The organism is Bradyrhizobium jicamae, assembly GCF_018130695.1.
Lineage (GTDB): Bacteria > Pseudomonadota > Alphaproteobacteria > Rhizobiales > Xanthobacteraceae > Bradyrhizobium > Bradyrhizobium jicamae_B.
The window spans coordinates 21164-43752 of record NZ_JAFCJX010000013.1 but is presented as its reverse complement, the minus strand read 5'-3'; the positions used below and the strand labels follow the sequence as shown (position 1 = coordinate 43752).

The 22589-nt window shown below is 64.4% G+C and carries 20 protein-coding genes; 13 read left to right on the top strand and 7 right to left on the bottom strand.

Annotated features, from left to right (window positions below):
* Window positions 1-95: 95 nt before the first annotated feature.
* The 3 genes from JQ604_RS19960 to JQ604_RS19950 are packed head-to-tail and all read right to left on the bottom strand — an operon-like array spanning window position 96 to window position 4479.
* Window positions 96-1496, bottom strand: a complete 1401-nt coding sequence (locus JQ604_RS19960; protein ID WP_212360156.1) for a M20/M25/M40 family metallo-hydrolase — start codon at window positions 1494-1496, stop codon at window positions 96-98.
* 12 nt (window positions 1497-1508) lie between these two features.
* Window positions 1509-2825: a glycosyltransferase family 87 protein gene (locus JQ604_RS19955; protein WP_349631124.1), complete on the bottom strand. Its 1317-nt coding sequence runs from the start codon at window positions 2823-2825 to the stop codon at window positions 1509-1511.
* A gap of 37 nt (window positions 2826-2862) precedes the next feature.
* On the bottom strand, window positions 2863-4479 hold the full coding sequence (locus JQ604_RS19950) for a helicase HerA-like domain-containing protein (protein ID WP_212360152.1): 1617 nt from the start codon (window positions 4477-4479) through the stop codon (window positions 2863-2865).
* Window positions 4480-4838: 359 nt separating this feature from the next.
* Here JQ604_RS19950 and JQ604_RS19945 point away from each other — a divergent pair, with 359 nt between their 5' ends.
* From JQ604_RS19945 to JQ604_RS19900, 10 genes are all read left to right on the top strand, one after another.
* A complete protein-coding gene (locus tag JQ604_RS19945; RefSeq protein ID WP_212360149.1) occupies window positions 4839-5204 on the top strand; it encodes a DUF2267 domain-containing protein in 366 nt (121 codons plus the stop codon).
* Between the two features lie 68 nt (window positions 5205-5272).
* Entirely contained in the window at window positions 5273-5680 is a 408-nt protein-coding gene (locus JQ604_RS19940) for a DUF4332 domain-containing protein (protein ID WP_212360145.1), read from the top strand.
* A gap of 82 nt (window positions 5681-5762) precedes the next feature.
* Window positions 5763-6620 (top strand): dihydropteroate synthase, encoded by an 858-nt coding sequence (gene folP, locus JQ604_RS19935; protein ID WP_212360142.1) that lies wholly within the window; start codon window positions 5763-5765, stop codon window positions 6618-6620.
* Window positions 6617-6997 (top strand): dihydroneopterin aldolase, encoded by a 381-nt coding sequence (folB, locus tag JQ604_RS19930; protein WP_212360138.1) that lies wholly within the window; start codon window positions 6617-6619, stop codon window positions 6995-6997. Before folP ends, folB begins: the two co-directional genes overlap by 4 nt.
* Before the next feature lie 5 nt (window positions 6998-7002).
* The gene (gene folK, locus JQ604_RS19925) at window positions 7003-7494 is read left to right on the top strand and encodes a 2-amino-4-hydroxy-6-hydroxymethyldihydropteridine diphosphokinase (RefSeq protein ID WP_212360135.1); all 492 of its coding nucleotides are present in this window, start codon (window positions 7003-7005) and stop codon (window positions 7492-7494) included.
* A gap of 153 nt (window positions 7495-7647) precedes the next feature.
* A complete protein-coding gene (locus JQ604_RS19920) occupies window positions 7648-9522 on the top strand; it encodes a methylmalonyl-CoA mutase subunit beta (protein WP_212360131.1) in 1875 nt (624 codons plus the stop codon).
* Window positions 9519-9986: a GFA family protein gene (locus JQ604_RS19915; RefSeq protein ID WP_212360128.1), complete on the top strand. Its 468-nt coding sequence runs from the start codon at window positions 9519-9521 to the stop codon at window positions 9984-9986. The genes JQ604_RS19920 and JQ604_RS19915 overlap by 4 nt, the downstream gene beginning before the upstream one ends.
* Before the next feature lie 207 nt (window positions 9987-10193).
* Entirely contained in the window at window positions 10194-10607 is a 414-nt protein-coding gene (locus JQ604_RS19910) for a hypothetical protein (protein WP_212360125.1), read from the top strand.
* Entirely contained in the window at window positions 10604-12760 is a 2157-nt protein-coding gene (gene scpA, locus JQ604_RS19905) for a methylmalonyl-CoA mutase (RefSeq protein WP_212360121.1), read from the top strand. The genes JQ604_RS19910 and scpA overlap by 4 nt, the downstream gene beginning before the upstream one ends.
* Window positions 12761-13013: 253 nt before the next feature.
* Window positions 13014-13793 carry an RsiV family protein gene (locus JQ604_RS19900; protein WP_212360118.1) on the top strand — a complete coding sequence of 260 codons (780 nt, stop codon included), beginning with the start codon at window positions 13014-13016 and terminating at the stop codon, window positions 13791-13793.
* Between the two features lie 139 nt (window positions 13794-13932).
* On the opposite strand, the gene JQ604_RS19895 is transcribed toward JQ604_RS19900, so the two are convergent.
* Entirely contained in the window at window positions 13933-15678 is a 1746-nt protein-coding gene (locus JQ604_RS19895; protein WP_349631123.1) for an adenylate/guanylate cyclase domain-containing protein, read from the bottom strand.
* 203 nt (window positions 15679-15881) lie between these two features.
* Complete coding sequence (locus JQ604_RS19890; RefSeq protein WP_212360114.1) at window positions 15882-16352, bottom strand: SRPBCC family protein; 471 nt, start codon at window positions 16350-16352, stop codon at window positions 15882-15884.
* Between the two features lie 153 nt (window positions 16353-16505).
* Between JQ604_RS19890 and meaB the strand changes: the two genes are divergently transcribed.
* The 3 genes from meaB (at window position 16506) to JQ604_RS19875 (ending at window position 19740) form a co-directional block, all read left to right on the top strand.
* On the top strand, window positions 16506-17498 hold the full coding sequence (gene meaB, locus JQ604_RS19885; RefSeq protein WP_212360111.1) for a methylmalonyl Co-A mutase-associated GTPase MeaB: 993 nt from the start codon (window positions 16506-16508) through the stop codon (window positions 17496-17498).
* A complete protein-coding gene (locus JQ604_RS19880) occupies window positions 17495-18139 on the top strand; it encodes a pyroglutamyl-peptidase I (protein ID WP_212360108.1) in 645 nt (214 codons plus the stop codon). The genes meaB and JQ604_RS19880 overlap by 4 nt, the downstream gene beginning before the upstream one ends.
* Window positions 18140-18381: 242 nt before the next feature.
* Complete coding sequence (locus JQ604_RS19875; protein WP_212360104.1) at window positions 18382-19740, top strand: TIGR03808 family TAT-translocated repetitive protein; 1359 nt, start codon at window positions 18382-18384, stop codon at window positions 19738-19740.
* Between the two features lie 59 nt (window positions 19741-19799).
* Here JQ604_RS19875 and JQ604_RS19870 read toward each other — a convergent pair whose 3' ends face one another.
* Window positions 19800-20288 carry a TIGR03809 family protein gene (locus JQ604_RS19870; protein WP_212360100.1) on the bottom strand — a complete coding sequence of 163 codons (489 nt, stop codon included), beginning with the start codon at window positions 20286-20288 and terminating at the stop codon, window positions 19800-19802.
* Between the two features lie 496 nt (window positions 20289-20784).
* Window positions 20785-22566, bottom strand: a complete 1782-nt coding sequence (locus JQ604_RS19865; protein ID WP_212360097.1) for a S8 family serine peptidase — start codon at window positions 22564-22566, stop codon at window positions 20785-20787.
* Between the last annotated feature and the right edge of the window lie 23 nt (window positions 22567-22589).

Below are 22589 nucleotides of genomic sequence, written 5' to 3'. Positions count from 1 at the left end.
ATTTGAGGTAGGCTGTCCGCCATAGACCTCTACGCGGAATCAAAACGCCGCCCAATTCCGGGCGGCGTTTTTACGTTCGGGGTCCGCGTCGCCCGCTATTTGGCTTCGGCGAACGCGGCGAGGATCCGTGCCCAGGAGCGGATGCCCTTGTGATAGCTCTTGAGGTCGTACTTCTCGTTCGGCGAATGGATGTTGTCGTCGTCGAGGCCGAAGCCGATCAACACGCTGTCGAGGCCGAGCGTATTCTTGAAGTCGGCTACGATCGGAATCGAGGCGCCCGAGCCGATCAGCAGCGCTTCCTTGCCCCACTCCTCCGTCAGCGCCTTGCGCGCGGCGGCGAGCGGCTTCATGTTCCAGTCGAGGGCGATCGCGGGCGCATTGGAGTGATCGATGAACTCGACCTTGCAATCGCCGGGCACGCGTGAGGAGACGTAGTCGCGGAACGCCTGGCGGATCTTGTCGGGGTCCTGTCCCGGGACGAGGCGGAACGAGATCTTTGCGGATGCTTCCGCCGGGATCACGGTCTTCGAGCCTTCGCCGGTGTAGCCGCCGACGATGCCGTTGATGTCGCAGGTCGGGCGCGAGGAGACCTGCTCGATCAGGAGACGATCCTTCTCGCCGGCCGGCAGCGACAGGCCGATCGGCTTGAGGAAGGACTCCGGCGTGAGGTTCAGGTTCTTCCACTGCGCCAGGATATCCGGCGGCAGATCCTTCACGCCGTCATAGAAGCCGGGGATGGTGATATGGCCGTTCTCGTCATGCAGGCCGCCGAGGATGCGCGTCAGCACGCGGATCGGATTCTGCGCGCCGCCGCCGAACACGCCGGAATGCAGGTCGCGGCTCGCCGCCTTGATCTTGACCTCCTGGTAGACGAGGCCGCGCAGCGACGTCGTGATCGCCGGCGTGTTCGGATCCCACATGCCGGTGTCGCAGACCAATGCGAAGTCGGCCTTGAAGTCGGCCTTGTTGGCTTCCAGGAACGGCACGAAGTTCTTCGAGCCGACCTCCTCCTCGCCCTCGATCACGATGGTGATGTCGACCGGCAGCGATCCCGTCACCGATTTCCAGGCGCGGCAGGCCTCGACGAAGGTCATCAGCTGCCCCTTGTCGTCCTCGGCGCCGCGCGCAACGATGATCTTGCGGCCGTCAGCATGGTCGGTCACGACGGGCTCGAACGGCGGGCGGTGCCAGAGGTTCAGCGGATCGACCGGCTGCACGTCGTAATGACCGTAGAACAGCACATGCGGCCGTCCGTCAGTCGAGCCGTTCAACTTGCCGACCACGGCCGGGTGGCCGGCGGTCGGGCGCACCTCGGTCTTGAAGCCGAGCGTTGCGATATCCTTGGCGAGATGATCGGCGGCCGCCTTGCAGTCACCCGCGAAGGCAGGATCGGCCGAGATCGACTTGATCCGCAGCAGCGTGAACAGCCGTTCGAGGCTGTTGTCGAAATCGGAATCGATGCGGTCGAGGACCGATTGCAGTTGTGTGGTGGACATCGCTTGAGATCCCTATTGGTTGGGCGTTGCACCGAGTTGTAGTCCTCCGGCGGCCGGAGGCAAGGCTTTCGCCTCCTGCTCCCGCGGCGGGTTCAGGATGTGCCAGACCAGCCCCGCGGTCAGCAGCGCCGCGGATGCGAGATTGTTGCCATAGGCCTGCAGCTCGATCGGAAACAGCGGCAGCGACAGCAGCAGCAACAGGCCCGCGATCGCGAGCAGGATCCACGTCACCACCTGCACTTTTGGCCGCGGATCATAGGCCGCGCGATGCAGCAGCACGGTGATTGGGAAGAACAGCCACATGAAGTAGTATTGCCGCGCCAAGGGTGAGGCGACCGTCATCAGGCAGAACAGAATGCCGATCTCCTCGGCGTCCGATTTCTCGGTGCGGCGCGCGGCCGGCGGCATCACCGCAAGATAGCCAAGGCCGATCAGCGCCGAGATCGCCAGCACGATCCAGTTCGCGGTCTTGAACTCGACATCGATCACATTCATGTAGCGCGGCGGCTTGGACAGATCGTCCTGCACGTAATTGACCGGACGCGTCAGGCGATGCGTCATGGCGATGATCGACTGGTTGACCCAGGACCAGTTCTGCTCGTCGCGCTTGCCGAAGCCCTTTTCCGAGGAGGTCGCGACCATGCCCTGGTACCAGGTCTTAAGTTCGGTCGCGTTGTGCTGGAAGCCGCGGAACGGCGCCGGCAGCACGAACAGGAAGATGCCGAGGAACACGATCATGCCGGCGACCGCGCGCCAGCGCCGGCGCCAGACGAGATAGGGCAGCACCGCGACCGGAAACACCTTGATGGCCGTCGCCAGCGCAAACATGCCGCCGGCGAGCCACGGCCGCTCGCCGCGCAACAGCCATAAGCCGTAAAGCATCATCGCGAGCAGCATCAAGTTCGGCTGCCCGAGGTCGAACATGTCGAACACGAAGGTCACGGTGACGATGCCGGGCAGCGCCTCGAGCCACATGTTGGGCTTGCGGCCCGATCCCGCCATCGCGTGCGAGAACTGCGCCGTCATCCACCAGGCGACGACGTTGAGCAGGCAGAGGACCAGATAAAGCGGGATCTTGCCGAGGAAGGCCGGGATCGCCAGCAGCACTGCCGACAGCGGCGGATAGATGAAATCGAAATAGCCGTCGGGATTGAGCGGATAGAGGTTGAGACCGTGCAGCACCTGCTGCCCGGCCCAGTACCACAGCGGATAGTCCTTGGTCTTGCCGTTGCCCCAGATCTCGGGAACCAGCACGTCCGCGGTCAGCGCGAGACAGCAGACGAAGAACAGGAGATCGAGCGGCGCTCGAAACGACGGATATCTCAGCACAGCTCGTTCCAACGATTGTAACGAAATGTGCGGGATACTACCTCCGCAACAATCCGCCAAGGGCGCCGCGCACCAGCGAGCGGCCGATCGAGGCGCCCATCGAGCCGCCGACGGACTTGCCGAGATCGGCCACCACGCCGCCGATCACCTTGTCGGTGACGGAACGCGTGACGCTGCGGGCGATCACCTGTCCGGTCGACATCCGCCCGCGCTTGACATTGGTGCCGAAGATCGTGGCCGCGATCTCGCCGATGTGCCCGAGGATACCGCCACCGCCCTCTCCGCCCTCCGCCGGCGCCGCCGTGCCGGACAGCCGCTTCTGGATGATCTCGTAGGCGGATTCGGCATCAACAGCGGTGTCGTATTTGCCCTTCACCGGGCTCGCATCCATGATCTTCTTGCGCTCGTCGGGCGTGATTGGTCCGATCCGCGCCGACGGCGGCCGCACCATGACGCGCTCGACCATCGACGGCGTGCCGCCGCCCTCGAGGAACGACACCAGCGCCTCGCCCTTGGCGAGCTCCATGATGACGCGCGCGGTGTCGAGCTTCGGATTGGGCCGGAAGGTCTGCGCGGCCGCGGCGACCGCCTTCTGGTCGCGCGGGGTGAAGGCACGCAGCGCGTGCTGCACGCGGTTGCCGAGCTGGGCCAGCACCTTGTCCGGCACGTCGATCGGGTTCTGGGTCACGAAATAGACGCCGACGCCCTTGGAGCGGATCAGCCGCACGACCTGCTCGATCTTGTCCATCAGCGCCTTCGGCGCGTCGGTGAACAAGAGATGCGCCTCGTCAAAGAAGAATACCAGTTTCGGCTTCGGCAGGTCGCCGGCCTCCGGCAATTCCTCGAACAGCTCCGACAGCATCCAGAGCAGGAAGGTGGCGTAGAGCCGCGGGCTCTGCATCAGCTTGTCGGCGACGAGGATGTTGACCATGCCGCGGCCGTCGCTGTCGGTCTTCATGAAATCCTTCAGTGTCAGCGCCGGCTCGCCGAAGAACTTCGTGCCGCCCTGGTTCTCCAGCACCAGCAGCTGGCGCTGGATGGTGCCGACGGTGGCCTTGGAGACATTGCCGTAGCTCTGCGCCGCCTTGCGGATCGGCTCCAGCGAATCTCCAGCTTCGTCGTCGGCCTTCTTGGCCCCGGCGGGCGCGATCGCGTCGAGCAGCGCGCGCAGATCCTTCATGTCGATCAGGGTCAGGCCGTTCTCGTCGGCGACACGGAAGGCGACGTTGAGCACACCCTCCTGCACGTCGTTCAGATCGAGCATCCGCGACAGCAACAGCGGGCCCATTTCGGTGACGGTGGCGCGCACCGGATGGCCCTGCTCGCCGAACACATCCCAGAACACGGTCGAGAACTGATCGGGCTGGAAATTCAGCCCCATGTCCTGGGAACGCTTGAGGATGAAGTCCTTGGCCTCGCCGACCTCGGAGATGCCTGACAGGTCACCCTTGATGTCGGCTGCAAAGACGGGAACGCCGGCCCGCGCAAATCCTTCCGCCATGACCTGCAGCGACACCGTCTTGCCGGTTCCTGTCGCACCGGTGACGAGGCCGTGGCGATTGGCGAGCGCAAGCGTCAGCCATGCCTCCTGCTCACCCTTGCCGATAAAAATCTTCTCGTCGGTATCGGCCAGCTTGTTGTCGGGAGTTGCCATCGCATCGCCTCTTCGCGCATCGCCGGATCAATGTCTCGTCCGGCAACACACCTTATTCCATGTTGTCGATATTTTGTATCTTGGCGGTCATTTGAAACCATCGGCGGGTGGGAGCATCTCGCCACCCCGTGACCATCTTTCTCATACTTTTATCCAAGCCGAACGCGGAAACATATTGCGCGCTGCGACAAGATGGCGTGAATCGCGCGCTCACACTTGCATCGTTGCAACAGTTGCGACGCGATCTAAGAATAAAAAGGCATCGATCTGCGCTGATCGCTTGTATTTCAGTTCGCAGGCGCTCAAGATCATTTCCTTAAGAAACTAACCGGTAAAATCCGGTCGAGGGCGGGGTAAATATGGACGAGCTGATCGGACGGCTGGCCGCCAAGGCCGGCATCGATAGTGCTGTGGCTGAAAAAACCATCGGCATCGTTCTGGGTTTCCTCCGTAACGAGGGACCTTCCGACAAAGTCCAGGCTCTGATCGACCAGATTCCCGGTGCCGAAGCGGCGATCGCCGCCAACAACAGCAGTGGCGGTCTTGCGCGGCTGATGGGTGGCGGCCTGATGGCGGTCGGCACGCGATTGATGGCGCTTGGTTTGAGCATGAGTGAGATTCAGAGCGTTGCACGTGAACTTTTCAGGTTCGGGCGCGACAAAATCGGAGCGGATCAAATGGGCGAGATCATCGCGGGGACACCGGGACTCAGCCAGTTCGCTTGAAGCAGCTCTCGTAGCCTCTCAGGCCCGCTCTCCCCGTCTCTCGCTCCTGTCTATTGCATACGAGTACCATGACATATCCCCTTTCCGAGATCGAAGGCCTGTCCGCCTATTGCGCGGCAAAGCTGAAATCACAGGGTATCCGCACCACCGAAGCGCTGCTTGAGGCCGCTCACAATGTGAGGGGACGCAAGGCACTCGCGTCCAAGACCGGGATCAGCGAACAGCAGCTGCTCGAATGGGCCAATTTCTCCGACTACATGCGGATTCCCGGCATGGGCAAGGCCAAGGTCGGCCTGGTGCGCGCGGCCGGCGTCACCACGGTGCGCGAGCTCGCGCAGCGTAACCCGGCACGGCTGGCGCAGAGCATGAAGGACGCCAACGTCAGGCGGAAACTCGTCCGCACCCTCCCCTCCGAGAAGTCGGTCGAGCAGATCATCGAGCAGGCGCGCAAGCTGCAGCCGAAGATTACGTATTAGTCATCGGGCGGCTTCCGCCCCGAACTCTCTCACCCCTTGCAACTACCTTGACTCGCTGGCGCGGACCGCGCAAAGCGACCGCATGATCGCGACAAGGCCATTCGCAGCAGCCGCCACCGGCCCCACCGGCAATCCGGTGCTCTCAACGCCGCTGTCCAGGCCGTATCCGGCCGTGATGGGCATCCTCAACGTGACGCCCGATTCATTTTCCGACGGCGGGCAATTCATCGCGCCCGAGCCGGCGCTGGCGCAGGCCCGCAAGATGGTGGCCGACGGCGCCGACATCATCGACATCGGCGCGGAATCCACCCGCCCCTATGGCTCGCAGCCGGTGACGGCCGAGGATGAACTGGCGCGGTTGCAGCCGATCCTGGCCGACGTCGTCGCGCTGGGCGTTCCCGTCTCGATCGACAGCATGAAAACATCGGTTGCAGCCTGGGCACTCGACCAGGGCGCCGCGATTGCCAACGACATCTGGGGCCTGCAGCGCGATCCTGATATGGCGGCCCTGGTCGCTGCCCGCGGTGTGCCCGTCATCGTCATGCATAACCGCGAGAGCGTCGATCCCGCGATCGACGTCATGCAGGACATGGCCGCCTTCTTCGACCGCTCGCTCGAGATCGCCGCCAAGGCCGGCATCTCATCCAACCAGATCGTGCTCGATCCCGGAATCGGCTTCGGCAAGACCCAGGAGCAGAGCATCATCGCGCTGGCGCGGCTGGCCGAACTGTCGGCGTTCGGCCTGCCGGTGCTGGTCGGCGCCTCGCGAAAGCGCTTCATCAGCACGGTCGTGCCCTCTGAACCGCAGCAGCGGCTCGGCGGCTCGATTGCAGCGCATCTCATCGCAGTCCAGAATGGCGCACGCATCATCCGCACCCATGACGTCGCGGAAACCGTTCAGGCGCTGCGCGTGGCCGCGGCAATCGGGGATCAGAAATGACCGACACGATCTTCATCACCGGCATCGTCATCCATGCCCGGCATGGCGTGATGGAGCACGAGACCGAGGTCGGGCAGCGCTTCGTGATCGATCTCGAACTGTACACCGACCTCTCGGAATCCTCGCGCACCGATCGCCTGTCCGACACCGTCTCCTATTCCAACGTGGTGGCGACCGCGACGTCGGCATTCAAGAACACCAACTACAAGCTGCTGGAGCGCGCCGCGGGCGCGGTGGCCGACGACATTCTAAAAGGCTTTCCGCGCGTCCGCGCGGTCAAGGTCACCGTACACAAGCCGCATGCGCCGATCGCGGCGATCTTCGACGATGTCGGCGTGGTGCTGACGCGCTCGCGGCATCCGTCGTCCCAGAGCTGACGCCGATGGCTGACGTCCTGATCGCGCTTGGCGGCAATGTCGGCGACGTCCGCACGACCTTCAAGAAGGCGATCGCCAACATCTGCGGCATGACGCAGGGCGCGCTGCTGGCGCGGTCCTCGGACTATGCGACGCCGCCCTGGGGTGAAGCGGACCAGGACGACTTCATCAACGCCTGCATCGAGATCGAGACCGGCCTCGATCCGCACGCGCTGCTGTTCACGCTGCAGAAGATCGAGAAGAAGTTCGGCCGCGACCGCGCCAATGAGCGGCGCTGGGGCCCGCGCCCCCTCGACCTCGACATGATCGCCTATGACGACATCAGGCTCGACAAGCCGGAATTGACCCTGCCGCACCCGCATTTGTTCGAGCGCGCCTTCGTGCTGGTGCCGCTGGCCGAGATCGTCCCCGACCGCCTGATTGGCGGACGCCGCGTCGGGGACGCGCTGGCCGGGCTGTCGACCGACGGTATTTTGAGGCTGCCGGACCTCGATTAAAGCGTTTTCCAGCGAAGTGGGCACCGGTTCGCGTTAAGAAAACGCGTCAAAACAAGGCGCTCAAAACAACCGTTTGGCTTGGCGGTCCGCCCGTGGCAATTTCCGGCCAAATCAAGAGGCCCCATTGGGGCCGGCGAAGGACCGATTGGGCGGATGACGACCTCGACTGACGATTTGCGGCTGGCCGCGGATTTTGCACCGGCGACCTATGAGGACTGGCGCAAGCTGGTCGACGGCGTGCTGAAGGGCGCGCCGTTCGAGAAGCTGGTCGGCAAGACCTATGACGGGCTGAAGATCGACCCGATCTATCGCCGCGCCGCCAACGCGAGCCCGGTTCCTGGCCGCGCGGCCGCCACCCCCTGGCAGATCCTGCAGCGGGTCGATCACCCCGACGCGCGAGCGGCCAACGCGCAGGCGCTGCATGATCTCGAGAACGGCGCGACCGGCCTCGAATTCGAATTCGCCGGCGGTCCCGGCGCGCGCGGCTTCGGCCTCGCCGACGGTTCGAAGGAAACGCTCGCAAAGGCTTGCGACGGCATCTATCTCGATGCCGGCATCATGATCGCGCTCAACCCGGTGCTCGGCCGCGAGAACGCGGGCGAGAGCTTTGCCGACGTGATCGAGGCGCGCAAGATCGACCCGGCCAAGCTCGACCTCCATTTCAACTATCAGGCGCTCAGCACCGTCGCCGTGCGCGGCGCCGCGACCGCGGCCTGGGCCGAGTATGAAAAGCCGTTCGGCAAGGTGGTCAGCGGCCTAATCAAGCGCGGCTTCAAGGGCCCCTTCGCGCTGGCCGATGGCCGGCCGATCCACGACGCGGGCGGCTCGGAGGTGCAAGAGCTCGCGTTCACGCTCGGTGTTGCGGTGGCCTATTTGCGTATGCTGGAAGCGGCCGGCATCGATCTCGATGCGGCGCGCTCCGCGATCTCGTTCCGCCTCAGCGCCGACGCCGATCAGTTCCTGACGCTGGCGAAATTCCGCGCGGTACGCTTGCTGTGGGCGCGGGTCGAGCAGGCCTGCGGGCTATCGCCGAAGCCGGCCTTCGTCAGCGCGCAGACCGCCTGGCGGATGCTGACCCAGCGCGACGCCTTCGTGAACATGCTGCGCGCGACCATGGCGACATTCTCCGCCGGCCTTGGCGGCGCCAACGCGATCACGGTGCTGCCGCACACGCTGGCGCTCGGCCTGCCCGATGACTTTGCCCGCCGCGCCGCGCGCAACACCCAGCTCGTGCTGCTGGAAGAATCCAATCTGGCGAAGGTCAGCGATCCCGCCGCTGGCTCCGGCGGCATCGAGACGCTGACGTCGCAGCTCTGCGAGAGCGCCTGGGTACTGTTCCAGGAGATCGAAAAGGCCGGCGGCATCTTTGCGGCCCTCGAGCAGGGCTTGATCCAGAGCAAGGTCGCGGCCACGCGGGCGGCGCGCGAAGCCGCAATCGCCAAACGCCGCGACGTGCTGACCGGCGCCAGCGAATTCCCGAACCTGCATGAGGCCGATGCCAGCGTGCTCGACGTGAAGCCGATCGCGCCAATGGCCGTGGCTGACGCCAGGATCACGTTCGACGCATTGGCGCCGATGCGGCTTGCCGAGCCGTTCGAGGCGCTGCGCGACAAGTCGGATGCGCAGTTGAAAGCGAGCGGCGCGCGGCCAAAGCTCTTCCTCGCCAATCTCGGTACGGCTGCGGACTTCACCGCACGCGCGACCTTTGCCAAGAGTTTCTTCGAGACCGGCGGCATCGAGGCGATCGACAGCGGCGGCTTTGCCGATCCGGCGGCGCTGACCGCGGCCTTTAAGGCCTCGGGCGCCGCGACGGCCTGCGTCTGTTCCTCCGACAAGGTCTATGCCGACAGGGCGGCTGAGGCGGCCAAGGCCCTTCAAGCCGCCGGCGCAAGACATATCTATCTGGCAGGCCGGCCCGGCGACCAGGAAGCAGCGCTGCGCGCAGCCGGCGTCGGCGACTTCGTGTTCGCCGGCGGCGATGCGCTTGCCACGCTGCGGGACGCCTACCGGCGGATGGAGCACGCATGACGGCTGAGACCCCCAAACATGTGCTGACTGGCGGCTGCCAATGCGGCGCGGTCCGCTTTGCAGTCACCGGCGTGCCGGCCAAGATCAGCATCTGCCATTGCCGGATGTGCCAGAAGGCGTCCGGCGCGCCGTTCGCGTCCTTTGCCGACATCGAGCGCGAGAATTTTGCCTGGACCCGCGGCAAGCCGGCCTCGTTCAAGTCCTCATCGATCGCCGAACGCGACTACTGCGCCGCCTGCGGCACGCCCTTGAGCTTCCATCGCATCGACGGCCCGCGGATCGAGATCATGACCGGCGCCTTCGATCGCCCCGACCGGGTGGTGCCGACCCGCCAATATGGAACCGAATCCCGCCTCGGCTGGGTGGTCGGAATTGCCAATCTGCCGAGCCAGACCACGATGCAGAATTACGGCCCGGAGAAGATGGCGACCATCGTCAGCCATCAGCATCCGGATCATGAGTGAGGGGGCGATTGCAACTTGATAGGATCAGCCCGTGTTCGCAGAAATCATAGTCTTGGTTCTGCTTTGGATTGTGTGGTCACTGATGATCCAGTGGTTCCTGCGGTTCTGGACGGGCGCCTTGACGGCCAACTACTTCGACGACCCGATCTACAAAAGAAATGTTCGACAATTGATCGAACGAAATCGAAAGTTTGAGGAAGAAAAACGATGATCCGCAGGGCGCTTGAGGTTCCTGGGTTGCTCGCGCTGGGCGCGACGGCAACGCTGGTGGCCGCACTGGTCGTCGCGATCATCGCAACCGTGCTTACCTTCCCGTTTTCAATCCTCGCGATCCTCATCTTTCCGATCTTCCTGTTCGGGCTGGTTCTAGCCGCCATTTTGGCAGCGCCGGTCACGCTCGCGGTGCTACCACTCACATATCGGTTGATGCGGTCGCATCCGATCTTGGCGCAGCTTGCGGTCCCCCTCGTCGGGCTCGCGGCGGGCGGTGCTGCCGCTTGCTTCTGGATCGCAATAGGCGTGTTGCCGCAGCAGCCAAATGCCTATCAAGTGTTCTCCGCCATCGGCATGATCTCAGGCCTGAGCGGCGGAGCTTTCTTCGTGCGAGGACTTTACGCATGACCCGCATTCCCAATTTCGCTGATGTCGCGTTCCAGCCGGTCGCTGCAGGCGCGCCGGCCGGAGCTGCCGAGCCGTGGCTGACGCCCGAGGGCATCCCGGTGAAGCCGGCCTATAGCGAGGCCGATCTCGCAGGCATCGACTTCCTGGAAACCTGGCCGGGTGTCGCGCCCTATCTGCGCGGGCCCTACCCGACCATGTATGTCAACCAGCCTTGGACCATCAGGCAATATGCCGGCTTCTCCACGGCGGAGGATTCCAACGCGTTCTATCGCCGCAACCTCGCGGCGGGGCAAAAGGGCCTGTCGGTCGCGTTCGATCTTGCCACCCATCGCGGCTACGATTCCGATCATCCGCGCGTCTCCGGCGATGTCGGCATGGCCGGCGTGGCGATCGACTCCATCTACGACATGCGCACGCTGTTTGCGGGCATTCCGCTCGACCAGATGAGCGTGTCGATGACCATGAACGGCGCAGTGCTGCCGATCCTCGCGCTGTTCGTCGCGGCGGCCGAGGAACAAGGCGTGCCGCCGGAAAAGCTGTCGGGCACCATTCAGAACGACATTCTGAAAGAGTTCATGGTGCGCAACACCTATATCTATCCACCTAGCCCCTCGATGCGGATCATCTCCGACATCTTCGCCTACACCTCGCAGAAGATGCCGAAGTACAATTCGATCTCGATCTCCGGCTATCACATGCAGGAGGCCGGAGCGACGCAGGACCTCGAGCTTGCGTATACGCTGGCCGACGGCGTCGAATATCTGCGCGCCGGTCTTGCCGCGGGCCTCGACGTCGATCGTTTTGCGCCACGGCTCTCGTTCTTCTGGGCGATCGGCATGAATTTCTTCATGGAAGTCGCCAAGATGCGCGCGGCGCGGCTGCTTTGGGCCAAGCTGCTCAAGCCGTTCAACCCGAAAGACCCGCGCTCGCTGTCGCTGCGCACGCATTGCCAGACCTCCGGCTGGTCGCTGACCGCGCAGGACGTGTTCAACAATGTGATGCGCACCACCATCGAGGCGATGGCGGCGACCCAGGGCCACACCCAGTCGCTGCACACCAACGCGCTGGACGAGGCGCTGGCGCTGCCGACCGACTTCTCCGCCCGCATCGCCCGCAATACCCAGCTGTTCCTGCAGCAGGAGAGCGGCACCAACCGCATCATCGATCCCTGGGGCGGCTCCTATTATGTCGAGCGGCTGACGCGCGATCTCGCGGCCAAGGCCTGGGATCATATCCAGGAGGTCGAGGAGCTCGGCGGCATGGCCAAGGCGATCGAGGCCGGCGTACCGAAGCTGCGGATCGAGGAAGCCTCCGCCAAGACCCAGGCGCGGATCGATGCCGGACGGCAGGCGGTGATCGGCGTCAACAAGTTCAAGCCGGAGAACGAGAAGCCGATCGACGTGCTGAAGGTCGAGAACTCGACCGTGCGGCGGCTGCAGATCGACAAGCTGTCGCGGCTGAAGAGCGAGCGCAACAAGAAGGATGTCGAGCAGGCCCTCGCCGCGCTGACCCGCTCGGCCGGCGAAGGCAACGGCAATCTGCTGGCGCTCGCGATCGACGCGGCGCGCGCGAAAGCGACCGTCGGCGAGATTTCGGACGCGATGGAAAAGGTGTTCGGCCGCCACCGCGCCGAGATCAAGTCCATCACCGGCGTGTACAAGCGAGAGGCATCGGCCATGTCCAACCGGGTCGAGAAGGTTCAGGAACTGATCGATGCGTTCGAGGAGGCCGAAGGCCGCCGCCCGCGTATCCTGGTGGCGAAGATCGGCCAGGATGGCCACGACCGCGGCCAGAAAGTGATCGCATCCGCGTTCGCCGATGTCGGCTTCGACGTCGATATCGGGCCGCTGTTCGCAACCCCCGAGGAAGCCGCGCGTCAGGCGGTCGAGAACGACGTGCACATCCTCGGCGTCTCGTCGCTGGCCGCCGCCCACCTCACCGCGGTGCCGGAGCTGAAGGCCGCGCTGAAGAAGCACGGCCGCGAGGACATCATGATCATCATCGGCGGCGTGGTGCCGCCTCAGGATTATGACGCGCTCTACGCCGCCGGCGCGGAAGCGATCTTCCCGCCGGGCACGGTGATCTCGGACGCCGCCGAGGAGCTGATCCAGAAGCTCAATGCCAGGCTCGGCCATAGCCAGGCGGCTGAATAGCATCCCGCAACGATCCGCCGGTTTGATGTGAACCGGCGGCACAGCTCGGCGCGACCAAGGGGCATGAGGGTCGGCCAGTGGCAAGAGTTCGGGTCTCTCCATTCATTATCTGGTGCAGCGACCGGGGCAATTTGCATCCGAGAGCGTCGGGATGTTCATCCCGTGGACAGCCTTCGCGCGCTATCTATCGCCGCTGGGCCGTTCGAGCTTCGCCGGCAGTTGGAGCGAACACCACATCTGGTAGGATCATCCCGTGAAGACATTTCTCGCATCGACGACCCTGGCGCTGTTGGTGGCCATCAGCACAGCCCCTGCCCTCGCCACCGATCCCAAGCCCGACGCGTCCGTGAAGAACAAGACGGTCGAAGCCAACGTCTATCTCGACGACAAGATCAAGGCCGACGCGGCCTTTGCCGCCGATTGCCTCGCCGAAGGCAAGAAGTGGATCGACAAGAACGTCGCGGAAGCCACCGCCTCCCGCAAGACCGATCCGCAATTCTTCAAGGACGGCGGCTGGACGTACGAGCGCAAATACACCTTCCGCTCCGTCGTCGACGGCCGCTATGTCAGCGTACTGCGCGACGACTACATGGACACCCACGCCGCGCATCCGAACTCGATGGTCAACACCATCCTGTGGGACGCGACCGAGAAGAAGCGGATCAGCATCCGTCCCTTCTTTAACGAGACCGCCGACAACGGCCCGACGCTGAAGGCGGTGCAGAAGGCGATCATCACCTCGCTCAACGCCGAGAAGAAGAAGCGCGACGCGAGCGAGACTGCGACCGCCGAATGGTACAAGGAGCTGCAGCCGACGCTGCTCAAGATCGGCGCCGTGACGCTCGCGCCGTCGACCGTCGCAGGCAAGAGCTCCGGCCTCACCTTCCACTATCCGCCCTACGCCGTCGGCCCTTACGCCGAAGGCGACTATGTCGCCTTCGTGCCCTGGGAGACGCTGAAACCGTATCTGACGGCGGAGGGGAGCAAGATCTTTGGCGGCGAGCGGCCGAAGGGGGATGCGGAAGAGAATTGAGGATGCGAACCTAACAATCCGCCGGACGGAGGACGAGCCGGAGTCCGCTATGCACCGATTGCAACCCAAGTTTGCAGCGCAGCTAGATGACGCGACGGGCCATAAGCCGTCGTTCGATCACCTCGTCGCAGTTCGAGTGCTACTCGGGTAACCCCGCTTTCCGAAGCCCCTCGATCAACAGCTTCGCGTTTGGGTACCCGCCCCGGGCGATCATCGCAGATATTGTAAAGGCGGGATCGAGCTGAAGCAGCAGCGCCGCCGCCTCACGCGCCTCGGCGTCGCGTCCGAGATGAGCGAAAGCGGACGCGAGACAGCGGTAAGCCGTCGAATAGGAAGCGTTCTGACGTCGGCATTTATTCCCTGCGACGATGGCCTCGTCAAAGCGGCGAAGCTCAACAAAGGCCATCCCCATCGCAACAAGCGTTACGGGTAGCCGCGGGTCTATCGGGCTCAGGCGGATGGCAAGTTCAAAGCTCCGGACCGCTTCCTCCGGAAGCCCCGCTATTCGGTAGACCTGGCCTCTGCAGGTCCATGCTCGGTATGAATTCGGGTTAAGCGCGATCGCGCGGTCAGCCATTTCGATCTCGCTTTCACAATCGCCGACCATGTACGCCGAGATCATGGAAACCAATGCCAACGTTTCCGAATCACCATCGTCGATGCTCAAGGCCAAGCGAAGCAGCCGAACCGCTTCCTTGCGGTCGAATTGAGGATCGATAGCATGCCCCCAAATGACATTCCGCATGTGACAGTGACCTGCCAGAGCGGCGACAAAGCCGAACCTGGGGTCAAGCTCCAAGGCGCGATGCGCCAGCGTGATCGCCTCGGCCAGCCCTTCGCGGGTCATCAGGTAATACTGCTGCATGGCGCGGAGATAGAAATCATAGGCGGTAAGGTTCTCTGATGGCCGACGCGCCGAAAGACCAATTTCTATTTGAAGCAATTTGGGTTGAATGGCCGAGACAACGGCGACTGTCACCTCGTCTTGGAGAGCAAATACGTCCGTCAGGTCACGCTCGAACCTGTCCGCCCAAATGTGCGCCCCTGTAATCGCATCAATCAATTGCCCTGTGATCCGAACTTTCCCTGAGGCCTTGCGCACAGAGCCCTCAAGGACATACCGGACGCCAAGCCTGCGTCCCACCTCCTTGATATCGACCGCTCTGCCCTTGAAGGTGAAACTCGAATTTCGGGCGATCACGAACAACCATTTGAACCGCGAGAGCGCGGTGATGATCTCCTCAACCATTCCGTCCGCGAAGTATTCCTGCTCGGCGTCGCCGCTCATGTTCTGGAACGGCAGCACGGCGATGGAGGGTTTATCTGGAAGTGGCGGGGTCGCACCTGGCCTCTCGCTTGGCGGACTATGCGCTCCCGCGCGTACAGCAAAAGCGCGGACCGGCTTTGAGATGTTCTTGAGCTGCTGCTCGCCCCGGTCCTCGAAGCCGACGTCGAGCTTGCCCTCGACCTCGCTGTACACCTTTTCGGAAATCAGGATGCCCCCTGGACTGGCGACACCTTCCAACCGGACAGCAATATTGATCCCGTCACCGAATAAATCGCCGTCAGCCCCGACGATGACCTCCCCGAGATTGATCCCAATGCGTAGCTCCAGGGAGCTTTGACCTGACCTGATGCTTTCCTGTATCTCCACCGCGCATCGCACCGCAGCGGACGGACTTGCGAACTCGGCCAACGCGCCGTCACCCGTGGTCTTGATCAGTCGCCCGTCGTGGCGGGAGAGGCCAGGCTCGATCAATTCGTGCTTCAGCCGCTCGAACTCGGCGTAGGTCGCTTCCTCAGCGCGTTGCATCAACGCCGAGTAACCGACCACGTCGGCAGCCAAGATCGCCGCTAGTCGCCTTTGAACCCGCTGCTCGGTCACGGCGCCCTCCGAACGGCCAGACCAACCACGCCGCTGGGACAAGAGGGAGCCTAGCACATTGTCAAAGGCCGTAAGCGGTAATTGCAGGAGAGCCCAAATTGTCTCTCCTGGTATTTTGTGGAGCCCGTGGCGCGGCGCGAGTGCCCAATGGAATCTTTGGGCCGGCGTTCAGGCGCGCCAGTGAGTGCGCGCCCTCACCGGCGTCAGCCCTCGCGCTGCGCCAGCGCCCGGCCCAGCGAGTTGGTCCAGTCGGGTATCCACGACTGAAACAGCGCGTGCCAGCGATCGGCATCGCCGGGCGTGGTGTCCAGCCTAACCGACCATTCGATGAAGGTGCGGTTGCCCTCGACGACCGGCAACAGATGCATAGTGCCCTCGTAGCTTGCGGGTGCCGGCGCGTCAGGGAGCAGATGGGGCGGAAACGGCAGCGGCTCGATGCCGGCATAGGTCAGCATATGCTGCGCGTCCGAGTGGTCGGCGAGACGCTGGCGAATCCAGTTGCCGAGATAGCAGAAGCGCCTGACGGCGCCGACCTCGTCGCCGCCTTTGTCATCCTCGATCATGCTTTCGCTGACGCCGTCGATATAGGCGGGGTAGTTGTTGAAGTCGCGGATCAGCGACCACACGGTATCGAGCGGGTGGTCGAGGACGGTGCTGTAATAGGCCTGGGTCATGGCAGTCTCCTGGCAGTCTCCTGGAATGGGTCGACCGCAATGCTCGCGAATCCGCACCTCGAAACCCACCCGATTCCCGAACCGAAAAATCGGTGTGGGATTGTGACGGCACGCCCCCTCGCCTGCGCCACGCAGGCGTTGTAAACCAAGCCCATGACCTCGCCGAAGCCTGCCGTTCCCGACATCCATGCGCTTGCCAAAGACCTCCGCGCCGGCCACCGCGCGGCGCTGGCGCGGGCGATCACGCTGGTCGAGAGCCGACGTGGTGATCACCAGGCGGCGGCGCGCGATCTGGTGCAGGCACTGCTGCCCGACACCGGCAAGGCGGTACGGGTCGGCATCACCGGCTCACCCGGCGTCGGCAAGTCGACCACGATCGATGCGCTCGGCATGTTCCTGATCGAGGGCGGCCACAAGGTCGCCGTGCTGGCGGTCGATCCATCGTCGGCGCGCACCGGCGGCTCGATCCTCGGCGACAAGACGCGGATGGCGCGGCTGTCTGCATCCGACGAGGCCTATATCCGCCCCTCGCCGTCGTCCGGAACCCTCGGCGGTGTCGCCGCGAAGACCCGCGAGGCGATGCTGCTGTGCGAGGCCGCCGGCTTCGACGTCGTGCTGGTCGAGACCGTCGGCATCGGCCAGTCCGAGACCGCAGTCTGCGACATGACAGATTTCTTCCTCGCGCTGATGCTCCCCGGCGCCGGCGATGAGTTGCAGGGCATCAAAAAGGGCCTCGTCGAGCTCGCCGACATGATCGCGATCAACAAGGCCGATGGCGACAACATCAAACGCGCCAATCACGCCGCGGCCGACTATCGCAGCGCGCTGCACATCCTCTCGCCGCGCTCGGAGCATTGGCATCCGCCGGTGGAGACCTATTCCGCACTGACCGGCGCAGGCCTCGACCGGCTTTGGAAAAAGATCCTCGACCACCGCACCGCGATGAACGCGTCAGGCGAATTCGCCGGCCGCCGCAGGGAGCAGCAGGTGAAGTGGATGTGGTCGATGCTGGAGCAGCGCATGATGGCGCGGCTGCGCTCGGAGCCTGCGATCCGCGCCAGGGTCAAGAAGATGGAAGCCGAGGTCGCCGATGGCCGCGTGTCGCCGGCGGTCGCCGCCGAGCAGATTTCGGAGTGGCTACGATGAGCGGGAAGCTGCGCATCCTCGTCACCGGCTTCGGGCCGTTTCCCGGCGCGCCGTTCAACCCGACCATGCCGCTGGTGAAGCGGCTGACGCAGCTGCGCCGCCCGGCCTTCGACGGCGTCGAGTTCGCAAGCCACATCTTCCACGTCACCTATGCGACCGTCGACCGCGAGTTGCCGGAGCTGCTCGCAAAGCATCGCCCGCAGGCGCTGTTGATGTTCGGCCTCGCCGGCCGCACCGAATATCTGCGGATCGAAGCCCGCGCCCGTAATGCCGTCACCACGCGTTTTCCCGATGCCGGCCGCCAGGTCGCGCGCAAGGGACTGATCGTCGAAGGCGCCGATGCGCGGCTGTTCGGGCCACATACCGAAAGACTGCTGCGCGCCGCACTCGCGACCGGGATCGATGCGCGGCTGTCGCGCGATGCCGGCGCCTATCTCTGCAACTATCTGAGCTGGCGCGCGATCGAAGCCGTCAACCGCGACGATGGCCTGCGCCTCGCGCAATTCATCCACGTTCCCCCGCTCGCGCATGACGGCACGCCCCGTCGCGGCCAGTCGATCACGCTGGAGCACCTCGTCGATGCCGGCGAGGCCATGCTGCTGGAAATGGTGAAGTTGACGCGGCAGGCCGCGCTGGCGTGAGCGACGCGCCGGCTGGCCCGACGCGCGACGGTCATGCGGCGTCCCAGGCTTTGACGGCTACTGTGCATGGGGTTGTTTTTCAGATTTTTGAATCCGCCGGTGCGGCGAAAGCCGATGTTGCACGCGCGATTAACCCTACTGCCAATAATCGTCCGGTTCCTTCAGCGCATTCACCATGCCGCGCCCCATTTCCGCGCTACGTACGATGACGTCTCATCGCGCTTTAGCGAGGGCCATGCATCATGGATGTCAATCGCCGCCGCCTGATTGGAGCTTCCGCCGCCGGCGTTGCCGGCGCACTCGCGCTCGCGCCTGACGCCGCGCTTGCCGGCACGCTCGGCCGCGACGTCACGCAGTATGGCATCCGTCCCGGCAGTTCCGATGACCAGACCAAGAACCTGCAGCGCGCGATCGACGAGGCTGCGCGGGCGCAGGTGCCGCTGGTGCTGCCGCCGGGCGTCTATCGCACCGGCCTGTTGCGGCTCTCCGGCGGCAGCCAGCTGATCGGCGTCCGCGGCGCCACGAAGCTCGTGTTCAACGGCGGAATGTCGATGTTGTCGGGCGAAGGCGCCGGCGGCATCGGGCTCTCCGGCCTCACGCTCGATGGCGGCGGCGTGCCGCTGCCGACGCGGCGCGGCCTCGTGCACTGCCTGTCCGGCCGCGATATCCGCATCACCGATTGCGAATTCGCCGGCAGCGGCGGCAACGGCATCTGGTTCGAGCAGGTGTCGGGCGACGTCAGCAACAACATCTTCACGGATATCGCGACCACCGCGTTGGTCTCGTTCGACGCGCTCGGCCTGATCGTGTCGCGCAACACCATCAAGGGCACCAACGACAACGGCATCGAGATCCTGCGCACCGCAATCGGCGATGACGGCACCATCGTGGCCGACAACCGGATCGAGGACATCAAGGCCGGGCCCGGCGGCTCCGGCCAGTACGGCAACGCCATCAACGCCTTCCGCGCCGGCAATGTGATCGTGCGCGGCAACCGCATCAAGAACTGCGACTATTCGGCGGTGCGCGGCAATTCGGCCTCCAACATCCACATCACCGACAACAGTGTCACCAATGTCCGCGAGGTCGCGCTCTATTCGGAGTTCTCGTTCGAGGGCGCCGTGATCGCCAGCAATACGGTCGATGGCGCCGCCGTCGGCGTCTCCGTCTGCAATTTCAACGAGGGCGGCCGCATCGCGGTGGTCCAGGGCAACATCATCCGCAATTTGCTGCCGAAGCGGCCGATCGGCACCGCGCCTGATGACGACGCCGGTGTCGGCATCTATATCGAGGCTGATACGTCGGTGACCGGCAACGTGATCGAGAATGCGCCGTCCTACGGCATCGTCGCCGGCTGGGGCAAGTATCTGCGCGATGTCGCGATCACCGGCAATGTGATCCGCAAGGCCTTTGTCGGGATCGGCGTCTCGGTGGTGCCGGGCGCCGGCACCGCGCTGGTCAACAACAACATGATCTCGGAGACGCCGCGCGGCGCGGTGGTCGGGCTCGATCACGCACGCGCCGTCACCACCGACCTTTCGGCCGGCGGTGCCCAGCAGTTTGCCCAGTTGATGGTGGGGTCGAACGCGGTCCGGCGCTAGAGCATGACCCGGAAAAGTGTGCAGCGGTTTTCCGATAAGGTCATGCTCAAGGAAACGACTTAAAGCGAGCTGCGCAGCAGCGGATACCGCGCCTGCATCGCCGCGAGGTCCAGCACCTTGAGCGGTTCGACGTCCGGCGCGGGGGCATCCAGCGCCGGAGCATCGATCATGACAGCGGGCTCTTCCAGAACGGCAGCAACGGTCTCGAGCGCGGCGGTGACGGCGCTCATCGCGGCCTCGGCCAGGATCACCGGCTCCGGCTTGCGCGCGGGTTGTGGGTATTTCGGCAGCGGCTTGCCGCGACCGAGCCAGGACAGGTCGATCGGCGAATTATCGAGCGAGGCCTCGCGCGCCAGCAGGTCGCGCCAGGTTTCGACCGCCTCCTTGGCTTCCCGGATGTTTTCGAGGAAGGCGTGCTCCGTGTGGTAGCGGCGCCAGCGCCCGGATTCGAAGAGTTCCGTGAGGTGGTCCAGCCGTTGCTCTGCGAGATTGCACCAGCGTGCAACGATCTCACGGCCTTTGGCCGCCGCGTCGGTCCGATGTGTCATTCAACCTGCCCGCTTGAAAAGAGACGGACGCAGACGCAACCGAACCGGGACGAATCAACTGGACGTGACAGAGATATTCTGTGGAAAAGGTTAACGAAGTCTAACTAAATTCTTAATCGCGTCGCGCCGACGAAAGAAGTCCGCATCACTACGGAGGAGTCCGCGTTGTCCACAACCGGGAGCTGCCGCGGGATCGCGACGCGACATGCCGTCGGCACGCTGCCATCACGCAGGCGACGTCACCAAAGCAGCCGATATTCAGAAAGCAGACCCCGGAAATGAAAGACCCGTCCGGGGGGACAACCGGACGGGTCAAAGCCATATGGGCGCTTGGGGTGGATGGGCGCTCGCGCCTGATACAGCTGATGGGGAGGGATAACCGCTCCCACATTCATAAGTCGCGACAGCCCGGCGGGACGTTCAAAACGGCGGTCGATTTTTTTAACTTTTTTGTCGCGGTTCCAGAACGTCCATTCGGGCGTCGAACCCGCGAAAATCACCGCGCAGCCGCGCGATTTCCGTTCAATTTGTCGGCCGCCATTGCAGGCGCGGAGTCGTCGAGCGCCCTGCTCACGGAGGTGTTACTGTTGTCGGGCGCCTTCGGCGGCTGCGACGGTTTGTCCGCGGCCTGCGCCATCGGCACCGCCGGCGCGCCGATCGCGGCGGTGACGGCGGCGAAGGCATCGGCCTCGCCTGCCCCGAACTGATCGTCGCGGCCGGGCGGTCCGAGATCGCGCGCCGTATTGGTGAGGATTGCGCGCACGTCGTTCGGCTTCAATGCTGGATTGCGCTCCAGCAGCAGCGCGGCAATACCGCTGACATAGGCGGCCGAGAACGAGGTGCCCGACGTCATCTGGTATTTGCCATCGGGCGCCGGCAGCAGGATGTCGGCGCCGGGCGCCGCGATCGCGATGTGGGCGCCGCGGTTGGAGGCGCTGAACAGCTTCTCCTTGGCGTCGGTGCCGCTCACCGCGATGACGTTCGGATTGGCGGCGGGATAGAGCGGCGGCGATTTGGCGCCGGCATTGCCGGCGGCGGCGACCAGCACGATGCCCTTGGCCGCGGTCGCGGCAACGCCGCGCTCGATCAGATTATCCTTCGGCCCGGCAAAGCTCATGTTGATGACCTGCGCGCCGTGCAGCGCCGCATAGTCGAGGCTCTTCAGGATGACGTAGGAGGTGCTTTCGGCCCCGCTTGCAGCGGCGCCGAAGGCCCGGATCGCCAGGATCCGCACCTCGGGCGCGCTGCCCATCAGCTTGGCATGGGCCGCGATCGCACCCGCGATGCCGGTGCCGTGAACGTGCGGGCCCTCCTTGCTGCCGAGCGCGTCAAATGCATCCGCGATCGTGTTGACCAGTTCGGGATGCGACGTATCGATGCCGGAATCGATCACCGCGACGGTGACGTTCATGCCATGCGCCAGCGTGTGCGCCTGCGGCAGGCGGAGCTGCGCCAGCGCATACTGCGCCGGATCACCCTCGCTTGCGACCGCCTTTTGATCCTGCAGGATGTAGCGATAGTTCGGCTGCACCGAGCGGACGCTGCCGTCGGCGGCAAATTCCCGGCGCGCGACGTCGGGCGAGCGGTTGTCGGCAATGCGGAACAGTCCGATCGTCGCCCCCAGCAGCGGGAAATTCTGCGATGCTACGCGTGTCAAACCATGGCGCCGCGCCAGCTCATCGGCCTGTGCCTCCGTCAATGCACCGTCGATCTCGGCGACGAACTCATTGCGGACCGCACTCAGGTTGATGGCGGCCTGGCCGCCATTGTTGCGGCCAGCACCGGACTTGCCTTTGGCGGAACCACCCTTACCGTTGCCGCCGTCCTCGGTCAGCGCGACGGGGCGGCTGTAACATTCGCCGTCCGGACCGCGGTAGGCGTACTCGCAGACCGGGTAAAGGTTGGGCGAATAGCGCACATAGCCAAGGCCCGACCCTGCGGTCACGACCCGCGCCGCCGTCATCGGACCCATCCTCGCGATGGGACCACGCGGCCCGCGGTCCGCTGCAATGACGGAGCCATTGACGCCGACCCGGCCATTGACACCGACCCGGCCGGCACCGGCGCCAACGGCTACGGCGACGTTCGGATTGACCCGCGGGCCGAGGTTCGGATTGATGCGCGGCGCGATGTTGACACGCGGCTCGACGCGGATGGTCGGCGAGCGCATGAAGCCCTGGGCCTGCGCCACCGTCGCTTCAAGGCACAGAAACGGCAACACCGCGCTGGCAAGTGCCACCGCGGTGCAGGTCCGCCATATCAGGCGATCAGGTGTCATCGGCTTCAACTCGATACGGCCAC

Excerpts from the sequence above, each read along its gene's own strand:
- JQ604_RS19875 (WP_212360104.1), top strand. The coding sequence starts at position 18,382 with ATGGATGTCAATCGCCGCCGCCTGATTGGAGCTTCCGCCGCCGGCGTT.
- folB (WP_212360138.1), top strand. The coding sequence starts at position 6,617 with ATGACCGACACGATCTTCATCACCGGCATCGTCATCCATGCCCGGCAT.
- meaB (WP_212360111.1), top strand. The coding sequence starts at position 16,506 with ATGACCTCGCCGAAGCCTGCCGTTCCCGACATCCATGCGCTTGCCAAA.
- folP (WP_212360142.1), top strand. The coding sequence starts at position 5,763 with ATGATCGCGACAAGGCCATTCGCAGCAGCCGCCACCGGCCCCACCGGC.
- JQ604_RS19940 (WP_212360145.1), top strand. The coding sequence starts at position 5,273 with ATGACATATCCCCTTTCCGAGATCGAAGGCCTGTCCGCCTATTGCGCG.
- JQ604_RS19870 (WP_212360100.1), bottom strand. The coding sequence starts at position 20,288 with ATGACACATCGGACCGACGCGGCGGCCAAAGGCCGTGAGATCGTTGCA.
- JQ604_RS19865 (WP_212360097.1), bottom strand. The coding sequence starts at position 22,566 with ATGACACCTGATCGCCTGATATGGCGGACCTGCACCGCGGTGGCACTT.
- JQ604_RS19915 (WP_212360128.1), top strand. The coding sequence starts at position 9,519 with ATGACGGCTGAGACCCCCAAACATGTGCTGACTGGCGGCTGCCAATGC.
- JQ604_RS19910 (WP_212360125.1), top strand. The coding sequence starts at position 10,194 with ATGATCCGCAGGGCGCTTGAGGTTCCTGGGTTGCTCGCGCTGGGCGCG.
- JQ604_RS19960 (WP_212360156.1), bottom strand. The coding sequence starts at position 1,496 with ATGTCCACCACACAACTGCAATCGGTCCTCGACCGCATCGATTCCGAT.
- JQ604_RS19950 (WP_212360152.1), bottom strand. The coding sequence starts at position 4,479 with ATGGCAACTCCCGACAACAAGCTGGCCGATACCGACGAGAAGATTTTT.
- JQ604_RS19880 (WP_212360108.1), top strand. The coding sequence starts at position 17,495 with ATGAGCGGGAAGCTGCGCATCCTCGTCACCGGCTTCGGGCCGTTTCCC.
- scpA (WP_212360121.1), top strand. The coding sequence starts at position 10,604 with ATGACCCGCATTCCCAATTTCGCTGATGTCGCGTTCCAGCCGGTCGCT.
- JQ604_RS19920 (WP_212360131.1), top strand. The coding sequence starts at position 7,648 with ATGACGACCTCGACTGACGATTTGCGGCTGGCCGCGGATTTTGCACCG.
- folK (WP_212360135.1), top strand. The coding sequence starts at position 7,003 with ATGGCTGACGTCCTGATCGCGCTTGGCGGCAATGTCGGCGACGTCCGC.
- JQ604_RS19890 (WP_212360114.1), bottom strand. The coding sequence starts at position 16,352 with ATGACCCAGGCCTATTACAGCACCGTCCTCGACCACCCGCTCGATACC.
- JQ604_RS19945 (WP_212360149.1), top strand. The coding sequence starts at position 4,839 with ATGGACGAGCTGATCGGACGGCTGGCCGCCAAGGCCGGCATCGATAGT.